At 61.6% G+C, this 13,207-nt stretch carries 10 protein-coding genes; 1 reads left to right on the forward strand and 9 read right to left on the reverse strand.

Going from position 1 to position 13,207, the window contains the following annotated elements:
- Positions 1-118: 118 nt before the first annotated feature.
- The 7 genes from PSJE_RS23240 to PSJE_RS23270 all read right to left on the reverse strand — a co-directional run bounded on the left by PSJE_RS23240 (position 119) and on the right by PSJE_RS23270 (position 9,604).
- Complete coding sequence (locus tag PSJE_RS23240; protein WP_090456568.1) at positions 119-1,507, reverse strand: purine-cytosine permease family protein; 1,389 nt, start codon at positions 1,505-1,507, stop codon at positions 119-121.
- 45 nt (positions 1,508-1,552) lie between these two features.
- On the reverse strand, positions 1,553-2,293 hold the full coding sequence (locus PSJE_RS23245) for a TorF family putative porin (protein ID WP_090456570.1): 741 nt from the start codon (positions 2,291-2,293) through the stop codon (positions 1,553-1,555).
- 107 nt (positions 2,294-2,400) lie between these two features.
- On the reverse strand, positions 2,401-4,140 hold the full coding sequence (locus PSJE_RS23250) for an amidohydrolase (RefSeq protein ID WP_090456572.1): 1,740 nt from the start codon (positions 4,138-4,140) through the stop codon (positions 2,401-2,403).
- A gap of 18 nt (positions 4,141-4,158) precedes the next feature.
- Positions 4,159-6,009 (reverse strand): amidohydrolase, encoded by a 1,851-nt coding sequence (locus PSJE_RS23255; RefSeq protein WP_408003780.1) that lies wholly within the window; start codon positions 6,007-6,009, stop codon positions 4,159-4,161.
- 148 nt (positions 6,010-6,157) lie between these two features.
- Entirely contained in the window at positions 6,158-7,180 is a 1,023-nt protein-coding gene (locus PSJE_RS23260) for a helix-turn-helix transcriptional regulator (RefSeq protein ID WP_090456574.1), read from the reverse strand.
- A 100-nt stretch (positions 7,181-7,280) separates the two neighbouring features.
- The gene (locus tag PSJE_RS23265) at positions 7,281-8,108 is read right to left on the reverse strand and encodes a nitrilase family protein (RefSeq protein ID WP_090456576.1); all 828 of its coding nucleotides are present in this window, start codon (positions 8,106-8,108) and stop codon (positions 7,281-7,283) included.
- Entirely contained in the window at positions 8,105-9,604 is a 1,500-nt protein-coding gene (locus PSJE_RS23270) for a purine-cytosine permease family protein (protein WP_090456578.1), read from the reverse strand. The genes PSJE_RS23265 and PSJE_RS23270 overlap by 4 nt, the downstream gene beginning before the upstream one ends.
- A gap of 199 nt (positions 9,605-9,803) precedes the next feature.
- Here PSJE_RS23270 and PSJE_RS23275 point away from each other — a divergent pair, with 199 nt between their 5' ends.
- On the forward strand, positions 9,804-10,709 hold the full coding sequence (locus tag PSJE_RS23275; RefSeq protein WP_090456580.1) for a LysR family transcriptional regulator: 906 nt from the start codon (positions 9,804-9,806) through the stop codon (positions 10,707-10,709).
- A gap of 116 nt (positions 10,710-10,825) precedes the next feature.
- Here PSJE_RS23275 and PSJE_RS23280 read toward each other — a convergent pair whose 3' ends face one another.
- Together PSJE_RS23280 and ggt are read right to left on the reverse strand one after the other, a co-directional pair.
- On the reverse strand, positions 10,826-11,359 hold the full coding sequence (locus tag PSJE_RS23280; protein WP_090456582.1) for a cysteine hydrolase family protein: 534 nt from the start codon (positions 11,357-11,359) through the stop codon (positions 10,826-10,828).
- Between the two features lie 69 nt (positions 11,360-11,428).
- Positions 11,429-13,156, reverse strand: coding sequence for a gamma-glutamyltransferase (gene ggt, locus PSJE_RS23285; protein ID WP_090456584.1), 1,728 nt, complete (start codon positions 13,154-13,156; stop codon positions 11,429-11,431).
- Positions 13,157-13,207: the final 51 nt, after the last annotated feature.

A 13,207-nucleotide genomic window follows, 5' to 3' on the forward strand; every position in this document is an offset into this window, starting at 1 on the left:
TGGCGAGGGGGCTTGCCCCCGTTGGGGCACGAAGTGCACCCCAAAAAAGGGACTGCTGCGCAGTCCAACGGGGGCAAGCCCCCTCGCCACAAAAGCCCCCTCGCCACAAATGCGGGAATTAACCCCGCTCAACCACCACGCCACTCATCGACGGCTTGGCCAGCGCGTAATAGATCACACCCGGCACCAGCAGCCCGACGATCCAGGAAATGTCCACGCCGCCCAGTTGCGCAACCATCGGCCCGGAGTAGAAATGGGTGTCGACAAAGGGCAACTGGATCAATACGCCGATCACGTACACGCTGATCCCCAGTACGTTCCAGCGACCGTAGCGCCCGTTCGGATCGGACAACGCAGGAATGTCGTAACGTTCCTTGTTGATGAAGTAGTAATCCACCAGGTTGATCGCGCTCCACGGGGTGAAGAACGTCAGCAAAAACAGGATGAAGTACTTGAACGAGTTGAGGAACGAGTACTGCCCCAGCAATGCCAGCGCGGTGGACGCCGCGACGATCAGCAGCACAAACAGCATGCGCTGGCGGGCGGTGATTTCCAGGCGACGACGAAAGCCGCTGATGATGGTGGCGATGCACATGAAACTGCCATAGGCGTTGAGGGTGGACACCGTGACCTTGCCGAACACAATGCTCAGGTACAGCAAGGACGCGATCACACCGCTACTGCCCAAGCCGACAATGGTCGCCACTTCGTGCCCACGGAAATTCGCCCCGGCCAGTGCGGCGGCGAACACCCCCAGCACCATCGAAGTCTGAGCCCCCAGCACGGTGCCCAGGCCCACGGCGGCGAAGGTTTTCCACGATGAGGTCTTGCTCGGCAGGTAACGTGAGTAGTCCGCCACGTAGGGGCCGAAGGCGATCTGCCAGGACGCCGAGAGCGAAACCGCCAGCAGGAAGGTGCTCCAGCCAAAATGACGATTATCGAGCAGCAGGCTGATGTCGTTGAGGGTCATCAACCGGGTGAACAGGTAGGCGAAGGCGATGATGCCCAGCACGCTGGCCACCCGCCCGACCAGGTGAATCACCCGATAACCGAAGATCGTCAGGAACGCGATGCAGGCCGCGAAAATCAGGATGCCGGTGCTGTCGCTGACACTGATCAACTGCGCGATCGCCTGCCCCGACAGCACCGCGCCGGTGGCGCTGAAACCCAGGTACATCAGGCACACCAGGACAATCGGGATCGCCGCGCCATACACCCCGAACTGTACTCGGCTGGAGATCATCTGCGGCAGCCCGAGTTTCGGCCCTTGCGCCGCGTGCAGCGCCACCACGGCACCGCCGAGCACTTGCCCGATCAGCAAGCCGATCAGCGACCAGAACACATCGCCGCCCAGCACCACGGCCAGGGCGCCGGTGACGATGGCGGTGATCTGCAGGTTGGCGCCGAGCCACAGGGTGAACTGGCTATAGAGACTGCCATGTCGCTCAGCCTCGGGAATGAAATCGATCGAGCGGGTCTCGATCAGGGGACTGCGTTGCGCACTCATGGTGGTGTTTCCTTTGTGGAACTGTTTTTGTTGTCGGGGTTGAACTTAGAAGGTCTTGGTGGCACTGGCAACGACCGTGGCCGAGCACAGGTCGTCATAGCCGTACCAACTGGCGCACTCGCTTTTCGACAAGTCCGTGTCGATATAGCTCAGGCCCCAGGTGACGCCGACAAAATCGCGGGTCAGCTTGGCTTCCCACTCGTAGTAAGACTCACGGCTATCGCCACTGGCGGACCAGAACGCGGGGTCATTCACATCGTTGCGCCCAAAGCGCAGGTCCAGGCCGACTTCGGCCGGCAAATCGATTTTGTAGCCCAGGTAGGTGTAAAGGGTGTCCTGGTCCTCGCCGAAGAAGTTCGGCGTGTCCTTGGAGTAATAGACACCCAGCTTCACGCCGTACAAGTCGAGGATGGCGTAGACCTCGCTGAGGTTGAATTCGGAATTTTTCGGGTAGTCGTACTTGATGTAGCCCAGATCCAGGCTGATTGCGTCGGTCGCCTGCCAGTAATAACCCGCGTAGTACTCAAGTTCCTGGCGGGTGTCGAAGCCGCCGCCGAAATCGACGTTGGAGGTCCAGGCTCCGATGTACAGGCCGCTGCTGTGCAACAGCGTTGCGCCGCCCTGCACTGCCGGATCGCCCAGGGTTTGCGAGATGCCCCGGGTACGGTAGTCGCTGACGACGCCCAGGGTCATGTCCAGGCTGAAATCATCGTTGAGGGTCAGGGCCTGGCTGCTCAGGGGGATCAATGCCAGTGTCGCGAGGGTCAATGCTGAAAGTGCGTTCATACAATTCTCTTGTTGTTATGGCGTACGGGAATTTCAGGCATGGCGATGCCAGGCCCCTCGCGCTACGAGGGGCTGGCGGTTTTTTGCGTGTGCTGGGTGTACGCAGGTCAGGACGCGGGGGCGTAGACCTGCTTGCCGGCGAAGAAGGTGTTCAGGACTTTGGTTTCGAACAGTTCGTCATCGCTGACCTTGAACACGTCACGGTCGAGGATGATCAGGTCGGCCTGCTTGCCCGGAGCCAGCGAACCGATCTGCTGATCCAGGCGCAGGGTTTTCGCCGCGTTGATGGTGTAGGCGTAGAACATGGTCTGGCGGTCGATGCTTTCCTTGGCATTGAGTACACCCAACGGACCCTTGCGCGTGCTGGCCTGGGCAATGGCATTGAACGGATTGGCGCTCGACACCGGCCAGTCGCTGCCACCGGCAATCGTCGCGCCGGCGTTATGCAAGGACCGCGCGGGATACTGGTAACCGTAGGCAAAGGCACTGATGTAAGGTTTGACCAGTTCGACGGTGTAGGACTCGCCGGTGGCCCACAGCAGTTGCATCGAGGCAATCACGCCCAGTTGCTTGAAGCGCGCAAACTCCTTGGGGTTGACCAGTTGCAGGTGCGCGATGCTGTGGGGCACGGGTATCGGGCTGAGTTTGCGCGCATACGCCACGCCATTGAGCGCTTCACGCACCGCGCGGTCGCCGACGGCATGCATGTGCACGATCCAGCCGCGTTTTTCCGCTGCCACCACCAGTTCGCCAAAGTGCGCCGGGTCGGTCAGCAGCTGACCGTCCTTGTGGCTGTTCTTGTACGGCACGACGACCGCCGCTGTTTGCCCCGGGAATTCGAGAATGCCGTCGACAAACACCTTGACGCCGGGGAACGTCAGGTTAGGCACGCCCTCGAACTGTTTCATCACCGTGGCGATCACCTCCAGGTCGGCAGGTTTGCTCTTCGGATTGGTAACCATCAGCGCGGCGACGTGGGCACTGAGTTCGCCGTTCTGCGCCAGTTCCTTGTACAGCGGCAGCACGCCGACACTTTCGGCGGTGGCATGGAAATCGAACAGCGAATCCTCACTGCCGCCGTTCGCCGCCGCGTCCATCCAGGCGGTTACGCCGAATTGATTGTTGATCTTCACCGCCTCGCGAGCGGCCTTGAGCATGGCCTCCGGGCTGGGCGCCGGAATCCCGTTACGCACCACGTCCCAGCGGGATTCGGCAAAGTAGCCGTTAGGAGTGAAGTCCGCTTCATGGCCGATGTAACCGCGTTCCTTTTCCGGCAGGCTCTTGACCAGCGCCGTGTCGATGTCCAGGCGCTTGAGCATCGCGTTGTTGGCCCAACCGGTGTGCCCGTCGATGCCACTGAAGACAATCGGTTGGTCCGCCCAGAGTCCCTGGTTGAACACCTTGCCCAGTTCACGGCTTTTCTCCCAGTAAGCCGAACTGACCCCGGCCACGCTGATCACATCACCGGCGCGTGCGCGTCCGGCCTTGTCTTCCTCGATCAACCATTGCTCCAGTTCCGGCAAGGGTTTGACCTCGTCCAGCAGGTTGGCTTTCATGCTGTCGAAAGCGCCCACCACCGGGTGGCTGTGGGTGTCGATCATGCCTGGCATCAGCACCTTGCCCGCCAGGTCGATGCGCTGGGTCTTGGCATCGGCCAGGGCATTGATTTCGGCATCGCTGCCCGCTTTCAGAATCTTGCCGTCTTGCACCGCAACAGCCTGCACCAGCGCCTGGCCGGGTTCGGCAGTAAAGACCTTGCCGTTGAACAACACCAGGTCAGCGGCGGCCATCGCCTGCACCGACGACAAGGCCAGCGCGGCGGCCAACAGGTTTGGAATAAATCGCATCGGAACGCTCTCTAGTTTTTATTGGACGGATCGAGAAGTGACAACTTGGGAAACAACCTGTGGCGCCAGTCCCAGGAACGGCGCCTTGGCCCACACGACCTTGCCGCCAACCAACGTCAGCAGCACGTCATTGCGGCCCAGCTCCTCCTCGGGCACCTGCATGAAGTTCTTGTCGAGCACGATCAGGTCAGCGAACTTGCCGACTTCGACCGAGCCCAGCACCGCGTCCAGCTTCAGTTGTTCGGCGGAACTGAGGGTGATGCTGCGCAGCACCTCGGCTCGCGACAGTGCCGGATCGGCGTTGAGTCGCCCGGCATACTTGGGCCCATAGCTGTGCGGATTGGTCGGATCGCCCGAACGGGTGACACCGACTTTCAGCGCCAGGAACTCATCGAGGGGATCGACCGGCCAATCGCTGCCAAAGGCCACTCGGCCGCCGGCATGGGCGATGCTGCCGGAAGGCTCCATGCGTTCGAATCGCTCGGCACCGAGGTGATCGCTGGTACCGTCGACCGTGGACGGGGCCTGCTGCGCCCACTGGAACGACATGGTGGCGGTGACGTCCAGTGCCTTGAAACGTGCGTAATCGGCAGGGTCGACTGACTCGGCGTGAGCGATGGCCGGGCGGAAGTCTTGACCGGGCAGTTCCTTGCGCACGTAGGCGACGCTGTCCAGTGCATCGCGCACCGCACGCTCGCCGGTGGCGTGCAGGTGCGGATCGAGACCGGCCTTGACCGCTTGCAGCACCAGTGGATTGAGCACCTGCGGCGGGAAGTACAGCTCGCCCAGGTTCTTGCCCGGCGTCCACTGCGGCGCCTTGTCGGTGCCGCTGTTGTGCAGGTACGGGGTCAACATGGCGCCAGTGTCCGCCGGGGCATTGATGATGCCGTCCAAGAACAGTTTGACGTGGCGCATGCTCACGCCCGGCGCGACCTTCACGTCGCCCTGGTCGTAGGTGCTGGCCAGGGCCTTGGCCTCGGCGATGGTTTTCACCGGGTCGGCGGCCGCGGCGGCCGGGTCCAGCTTGATCGCCAGCAAGGCCCGGGCGGTCAGCTCGCCGGACTGTTGCAGGCGGGTGAAGGCCTTGCCGTTTTCCGGCCCCGCCAGCGCATCGAAGAAACTGGTGATGCCTTGCTGGCGCATGGCGTCGAGGGCCGCTCGCATCTGATTGAGTTTTTCCGCGTCGGTCGCCGGCGGCACCACGGCGGCCAACGATTCGGCGGCGCCGTCTTCGCAGATGCCGTTCGGGTTGCCGGCGCTGTCGCGTCGGTATTTGCCGTCCTCGGGGTCGGCGGTGTTCTTGTTGATCCCGGCCAGTTCCAGGCCGCGGGAGTTGGTCAGCACGGTGTGGAAATCGGTGGAGCGCACCTGGATCGGACGCTGGGTCTTGAGCGCGTCCAGGGTCGATTTGTCGGCATCGCCGTCGAGCCCGGTCATGCCCATGCGGTCCCAGCTGCCCACTTCGAGCCACACGTCCGGGCCCTTGTCCTTTTCGGCATCGAGGCAGGCCTGGATGCTTGCCTGAAACTGCGCGCGGGTCATGGTCTGGTATTTCAGGTCGCACAAGGTCATGGCTCGACCGCCATCCCCGGGGTGCATGTGTGCATCGACGAAGCCCGGCATCAGCATGCGTCCGGCCAGGTCGATCAGTTGTGTCTGCTTGCCGATGTAGCCGTCGACCCCGGCATCGCTGCCGACGTAGACGATCTTGCCACCTGAAATGGCAATGGCCTGCTGCACGGAATCCTGGCCGTCGACGGTGTAGACATAGCCATTGCGCATGACCGTGTCGGCGGGCGTCGCACCCAACGCCACGCAGGAAAACGCCGTTGTCGATGCAACGGCGATGAACAACCTGGAAAGTCTCAAATGCCTCACCCCTGTTCTTATTGTTTTGAAGCGGCCCGAAGCGACTGCGCAAGCCCTTGTATAGACAGGGCCTACCCTATAGGGCGCGGCGCGCGAATGGACCTCTGCAAATGAGGAGGGGTCAGGCAAATAATTGAAACGGCGGGGATCAGTCCCGGCGCACGGACTCCGTCAGCGCACCCGGTGAACGCAGGACGGAGCCCAGTTCCACCTTGCTTTTCACACCGAGCTGCAAGTAGCAGTTACGCAAATAGGTGCGCACGGTCGCGGGGCTCAGGGCGAGCATCCTGGCGATTTCCTTGTAGGAGTGGCCCGCGGCGAACAGCATCGCCGCCGTGCGCTCCCGAGGTGCCAGGCCGTCCCCGCCCGAGGGTGCTTCCAGGGACAGGATGACGTGTTCGGCGTTGGGGCTCAGGGTCAGGGCGCAGCGGCCCAGTCGGATCACGCAGGGGGCTTTGGACAATTGCGCGATTACCTCCGGTGGCAGCGTGGAACCGCTCCAGCCGGGCAGTTCGCGCTGGATGGCGACGCACAACCTGGCCCCCACATAGAGCAGACTGCCGTCCATGCGCGCGACGCCAAAATCACTCGCGCCGTTTTCGCTGTCGAAGCGAATCATGTCCTGCACCTGAAACCGCCACAGCTGGAACAGGTGATCGCAGAACGCCAAAAACAGCTCGGCTTCGTTCTCCTCGAACGCCTGTTCATCCTGACCACGGTAGAGACAGACGAAGAACATCAGGCCGCTTTCGGGCAATTCGTAGGTGATGCTCATCAAGTGATAGAGGTCGAAGCGCCGGGCGAAATCATTGACCGCCTCGCAAGGGTCGTTGAAACCCGTGTCGCACACCACCTCACCAGGACGATTGAGCGTGGCGTAGGAGAACTGATCGTTGGCCGCCACCGGATGCCATTCGGCGGCAAAGGATTCAGGAAGATTGATGCTGCCATGCATCCAGCTTTGCATGGGCACCTCAGGACCTGGTGCAGACATTTCGCCCCACCAGGCAGATGCGAAGGGCACCAGCTGACCGAATGCCTGCAGGCCATCGGCGATGAACCGCGACGCCCCGCTCTCCCGCGCCAGCCGCCCCAGGTGCAATACGCAATGATTGAACGCCTTCAGCGTGGCCAACGCCCCGTCGTCGCCGACCTTGTTCCCCTCCTCCATCATGGCGATCCCGTTCACTGCATGGTCTGTTGCCGGGACGATGCCATAGCGCCGGGAATGGCGTCCAGTTCGCCGTGACATCAGCAGTTACAACAACCGCTCAGCCGTACAACTGCGGCCGCCGGTCCCGATGCAGGTCATTGCGCGCACTGATGCGCTTGTTGCGCGCCTCGGCGAGGTTCAGGGTAGCCAGCAACAACTGCTCGCCGCCCTGCTCCGCCGGCCCCGCCAAGGGGTAACCGTCGGCATCGACGATCACCGATCCTTGCACCCAGCCAACCCCACGTTCATGGCCATAGCGATCGCATGCCGCAATGAACATGCGGTTCACCGAGGCATTGGCCTGCACCCGCAGCACTTCGGCCGGGCGCTCGGTCTGCGGCCGCGGACCGTCGGGCCAATTGACCGGCGCGCACAACAGATCGGCCCCGGCCAACGCCGGAAGACGCACCCACTCGGGGAACTCCAGGTCGTAGCAAATCAGCATGCCGAGCCGTCCATGCACCGTTTCGACCACCGGCGGTGGCGCATCGCCGGCCGTGAAGATGTCCTTCTCGGCATCCCACAGATGCGCCTTGCGGTACACCGCGCGCAGGCCGTTGGCGTCGATCATCGCCGCGCTGTTGGCCAATTCATCAGCGGGCAGGCGCTCGCAGAAGCCGCCGACGATCACCAGGTTCAGCTCACGGGCCATGGCCTGCCACAGTTGCAAGGTGGGACCATCAACGGTTTCCGCCAGGCTCAGCGCCTCAAAGCGGTCGGCAAACAGATAGCCGCTCTGCACCAGTTCGGGCAGCACGACGACTTGCGCGCCCTGAAAGGCTGCCTGGCGAATCGCGCGTTCGGTGAGCGTGCGGTTGTAGGCCAGGTCGCCTATTTTCGGTGCCAGTTGGCAGCAGGCGACCACTGTGTTTTTAGCGTTGTTCAACGCACTGTCTCCGCAGATGAATGGGTCATGGCGACGATGTCGCTTTCGCTCAGCGCGTCGATCACCCGGCGTTCGGCGGCCAGATCAATCGAGCGACTGAGCAGGTAGTAGGTCAGCCCCGACACCACAAGACCCACCAGCCAGGCGATGTCCACGCCTTCAAGCATCCGCGCCAGCGGACCAACGAACACTTCCTTGTTGGCCGCTGCGTTGAAGATGTAGAAGAACGGCACCATCGCGGCGAAGCCGATCAGGTACGAAACGATGCCGCGAAATTGCCAGGCGCCGTAGATGCCTTTTGGCGTGAAGAAATGCGGGATCGCATAACGGCCCTTGCGCACGAAGAAGTAGTCCACCAGGTTGACGGCGGTCCACGGCACGAGGAAGTACAGCAGCAACACCAGGAAGGTGTTCAGCAGAGCGATGCCGTCACCTTTGATCGACAGCACGCAGGTCAACAGGATGACGCTGATCACACTGATCGACAGCACACGGGCGCGGGGTGTCGGGGTGATTTTTTTGATCGAGTCGACGCCGGTCAGCAGCGTCAGCATGGCGCTGTAGGTGTTGAGCGCGATGATCGGCAGGAAGCCCGCCACCGAAACGATCACCAGCAGATTGCCCAGCCCTGGAATCATCGACGAGCCGACCTGATTCAACGCCACCAGCGCATCCGCCGCGTTCAATTGCTGCGCCAGCCAGGCACCGAGGCCGATCATCCAGCTGCCCGACAACGAGGCGCCGATGAACACCGCCGCAATCAGTTTCGTCCGGCTGGTGTTTTTCGGCAGGTAACGGGAATAGTCGGACACGTAGGGTGCATAGGAAATGTTGTAGCTGGCACCGATGGCGAACAACGTGGCGAAGGCCACCCAGTTGAAGCCCAGGTCGGTTGCCGGGGTGACGCCTTCGGAACCTGCGCCGAACATCAGGGCGATGGTCACCAGTGCGTACAGCGGCAAGGTCGCCAGCAAGGCCCACTTGAAGGCCTTGTGCATCAGGTCGTGGCCGTAGATCGACAACAGTGCGCCGATCAGCACCACGGCCACGGCGACGATGGTCGGGTCGATGCCGAACACATGTTCAAGGCCGTTCATGATCAGCGAGATGTTCACCACGTTGAAACCCACGAACACAAACATCGTCGCCATCAACGCCAGGATCACCCCGCGATAACCGAACTGCGCACGGGACTGGATCATCTGCGGCAGGCCCATTTCCGGGCCCTGGGAGCCGTGGAACGCCATGAAAATGGTGCCGAACATGATGCCCAGGGCACCGGCGAGCATGGTCCACAGCGCCGACAAGCCGAGGCTCGGGCCGACAAAGCCGATGGAGATGGTGAAGAAGTGGAAATTGCCGAGGAACCAGAATGGGCCCTGGCTGCTGAGTTTGGCGTGACGTTCGTTTTCCGGAATGTAATCGATGGAGTGGCCTTCGATGACCAACCCGCCGCTCGCCTCGGTGGCGTGCGCAGACACTGGGGAACCTGACATACGATTGTTCCTATGCTGTTGTTTGTTGTTTTTGTGGGTACAGCGCTCGCTACGACGTCCAGATCAGGTGAAACTCCAGAAAAAGCTGACGATGACGCTGGTTTCACGGCAATGTAGGGCGTGAGTTCTGGCAGTAAAATATCGCAGGCACACTGTTCACATAGATCAGTATCTATGTAAGCGAGAATCGGGAGCCCCCATGCTGGGAACTGTAACGGAGCTGGATCTGCGTCTGATCCGGGTATTTCTGACCGTCGTCGAAGCGGGCGGCATCTCGGCGGCACAAACCGCTCTCAACACCACGCAACCCACGATCAGCGCGCAACTGGCAACGCTGGAAGCGCGGGTCGGTTTCCGCCTGTGCGAACGCGGACGTGGCGGGTTTTCGGTAACGCCCAAAGGTACTCAATTCATCGAGGCAGCCCGGCGCTTGCTGGCGGCGGCCGAGGGTTTCCGGGTGGAAGTGCAACACATCAACCGCAAAGTCTCGGGCAGTATCAACATCGGTTTGCTAGGGCAAATCGACCCGGTGGCGAACAGGAAAATCGGCCAGGCCGTTGCCCGTTTGCGGGCGCGGCACGAGGGGCTGTACTTCCACTTCACCGAGCTGTCGTCGTCGCTGCTGGAAGAAAAAATCATCAATGGCCATATCGACCTGGCCATCGGTTACTTCTGGCACCGCTTGCCCAGCATCGATTATTTCCCGCTGTTCCCGGAAACCCAGATTGCCTACTGCGCGCCCTCGCATCCACTGTTCGAGCAGGTTGGCGCGCTGACCCGGGAAGATGTCAGCGGGTTTGACTGGGTCTGGCCGAGCCATCCGTTGCCGGAAATGCCGGCCCCCACCTCCATCGAACGCCTGACCGTGCTCACCGACAGCATGGACGGCGCGGCCCTGCTGATTCTGTCCGGCCAGCACCTGGGGTTTCTGCCGCAGCACTACGCGACCCGGCATGAACAGCTGGGGCAGTTGCACCCGCTGAACCCGGATCTGCTGCGCTATGAGGTGAGCTTTCATGCGGCGGTGCGGCATTCGGCGCGGCAGCGGGATTTGGTGAGTGCGTTCCTGAACGAGCTGATCGAGATTTTCGGTTCACCCTTGTAGGAGCGAGCCTGCTCGCGATGGACTTCCGGGCACCGTTGGGTATCTGGCCCCCCCGCGTTATCGTTAACGTCCATCGCGAGCCGGCTCGCTCCTACAAGGGGGGCGCAATGGTGTTATCAGAAGCGGATTTCAGCAGCCGGGACCACATCGATCCGGGCCACCGAGCCGCTCAGATCTGCCCAATCCTTGTTGTGTTGGGTAATGATGTCCTCGGCAGTGACATTGCCATTGTCGACGGTGGAGTGCGCGTCGGCGGCCAGCACCACGTCATAGCCCAATTGATGCGCCTGACGCAGGGTTGCATTCACGCAGTAATCGGTTTGCAGGCCGCAGATGACCAGCCTTTCGAAGTCTTCTACCGGCAACAACCGTTGCAGGTTGGTCTGATAGAACGAATCGCCAGTGGTTTTGCGTACGCGATGATCTTCGGGCGATGTTTGCAGCCCTTCGGCCAGTTGCCAGCCTGGGACACCGTGTTTCAACAGACCATCCTCTTCTTCATGCTGGATGAGCACCACCGGAACGCCGGCCTTGCGCGCCCGGGCAGACAGGTCATTGATGGTGTTGATGACCCGTCCAATCTCGAAGCACTCGTACTCCCCGGAACACAAAGCCTGTTGGACGTCGATGATTAACAACGCAGTGGTCATGATTTCCTTCCTTGATATGTCGAGGGATCAGGGGACGAACATAAGCCCGTCCCCCTCCGGACACAACCCTCAATAACCCAGCGACAACCCGGTGTTACGCCGTGGGTCGTTCGCCCCGTAGAAACGGTTATTGCCTACCGGTTTGCCACCCAGGGATGGCGCGCCGACCAGGATCGCCGCCAGGTGGTTGGCGTCCTGGGGACCGGCGAACTTGTGGCCCCAGCTCTCGAGGATTTTCACCGTGTCCGGGCTGGTGGTGAAGGCTTCCAGGTTGGTTTCTTCCGGCAGCCACTGCTGGTGGAAACGCGGTGCATCCACCGCCTCCTGGATGTTCATGCCGTAGTCGATCACGTTGAGCATGGTCAGCAATGTCGCGGTGATGATGCGGCTGCCGCCCGGAGTGCCGACCACCATCACCACTTTGCCGTCCTTGGTGACGATGGTCGGGCTCATGGACGACAGCGGCGCCTTGCCGGGCGCGATGGCGTTGGCCTCGCCCTGCACCAGGCCGTACATGTTCGGTACGCCGATCTTCGAGGTGAAGTCGTCCATTTCATCGTTGAGGATGACCCCGGTCTTGCTCGCCATCACGCCGGCTCCGAACCAGTCGTTGAGGGTGTAGGTCACCGACACTGCGTTGCCCCACTTGTCGACGATGGAGTAATGGGTGGTGTTGCTGCCTTCATGGGGCGCTACGCCGGGCTTGAGTTCACTGGATACCGCGGCTTTTTGTGGTTTGATCGCTTCGCGCAGCTTGGTCGCGTAGTTTTTATCCAGCAGATGGGCAATCGGGTTCTTCACGAAATCCGGGTCGCCCAGGTAACTGTTGCGGTCCACATAGGCGTGGCGCATCGCCTCGATCTGATAGTGCATGCCCTGGGCCGAGTGGTAGCCCAGTTCCTTCATCGGGTAGCCTTCGAGGATGTTCATGATCTCGCAGATCACCACGCCGCCGGAGCTCGGTGGCGGTGCGGAAACCACGTGGTAGCCACGGTAGTCGCACTCGATGGGCGCCAGTTCACGGGTCTTGTATTTGTCGAGGTCGGCCTGGGTGATGATGCCCTTGTTGGCCTGGCTGGAGGTGACGATGGCGTCGGCCACCCAGCCTTTATAGAAACCGTCGGCGCCTTTGTCGGAGATCTCCCGCAAGGTCTTGCTCAGGTCCTTTTGCACCAGTTTCTGGCCGACCTGCATCGGCTCGCCGTTGCTCAAGAAGATCGAGCCGGAATCCTTGATGTCCTTCTTGAACATGTCGGTGGCGTAGTCCAGCAGATCGACATCCCCCTGCTCCAGCACGAAACCGTCTTCGGCCAGTTTGATGGCCGGGGCGATGATTTCCTTGCGCGGCTTGGTGCCGTACTTGGACAGCGCCAGTTCCATGCCTGAAACGGTGCCCGGCACGCCCACGGCCAGATGACCACGGGTACTCAGATCGGGGACGACGTTGCCCTCCTTGTCCAGGTACATGTTGGCGGTTGCGGCCAGCGGCGCTTTTTCACGGAAGTCGAGGAAGGTCTTGCGCCCGTCCGCCAGTTGAATGGTCATGAAACCACCGCCGCCGAGGTTGCCTGCCGCGGGGTACACCACTGCCAGCGCATAGCCGACCGCGACCGCCGCATCCACGGCATTGCCGCCGTTCTTGAGCACATCCACGCCCACATGGCTGGCCAGGTGCTGGGCTGTGACCACCATGCCGTTTTCCCCGGTAGCCGGGGCCAGGGAGGCGGCGTGAGCAGTCAGGCAGCTGAGCGCCAATGAGGTCGCAATCAGCGATTTGGCAAAAGGTTCGTACTTCATGAGTCGGTCTCTTCTTGTTATTAAACAGGGGAACGTTTCGAAAGCAGTAGG

Origin of the sequence: Pseudomonas jessenii, from assembly GCF_002236115.1 — a bacterium.
GTDB lineage: Bacteria > Pseudomonadota > Gammaproteobacteria > Pseudomonadales > Pseudomonadaceae > Aquipseudomonas > Aquipseudomonas jessenii.

Coding starts and splice junctions, on each gene's coding strand:
- PSJE_RS23260 (WP_090456574.1), bottom strand. CDS start 7,180: ATGGAGGAGGGGAACAAGGTCGGCGACGACGGGGCGTTGGCCACGCTG.
- PSJE_RS23270 (WP_090456578.1), bottom strand. CDS start 9,604: ATGTCAGGTTCCCCAGTGTCTGCGCACGCCACCGAGGCGAGCGGCGGG.
- PSJE_RS23275 (WP_090456580.1), top strand. CDS start 9,804: ATGCTGGGAACTGTAACGGAGCTGGATCTGCGTCTGATCCGGGTATTT.
- PSJE_RS23245 (WP_090456570.1), bottom strand. CDS start 2,293: ATGAACGCACTTTCAGCATTGACCCTCGCGACACTGGCATTGATCCCC.
- ggt (WP_090456584.1), bottom strand. CDS start 13,156: ATGAAGTACGAACCTTTTGCCAAATCGCTGATTGCGACCTCATTGGCG.
- PSJE_RS23280 (WP_090456582.1), bottom strand. CDS start 11,359: ATGACCACTGCGTTGTTAATCATCGACGTCCAACAGGCTTTGTGTTCC.
- PSJE_RS23240 (WP_090456568.1), bottom strand. CDS start 1,507: ATGAGTGCGCAACGCAGTCCCCTGATCGAGACCCGCTCGATCGATTTC.
- PSJE_RS23250 (WP_090456572.1), bottom strand. CDS start 4,140: ATGCGATTTATTCCAAACCTGTTGGCCGCCGCGCTGGCCTTGTCGTCG.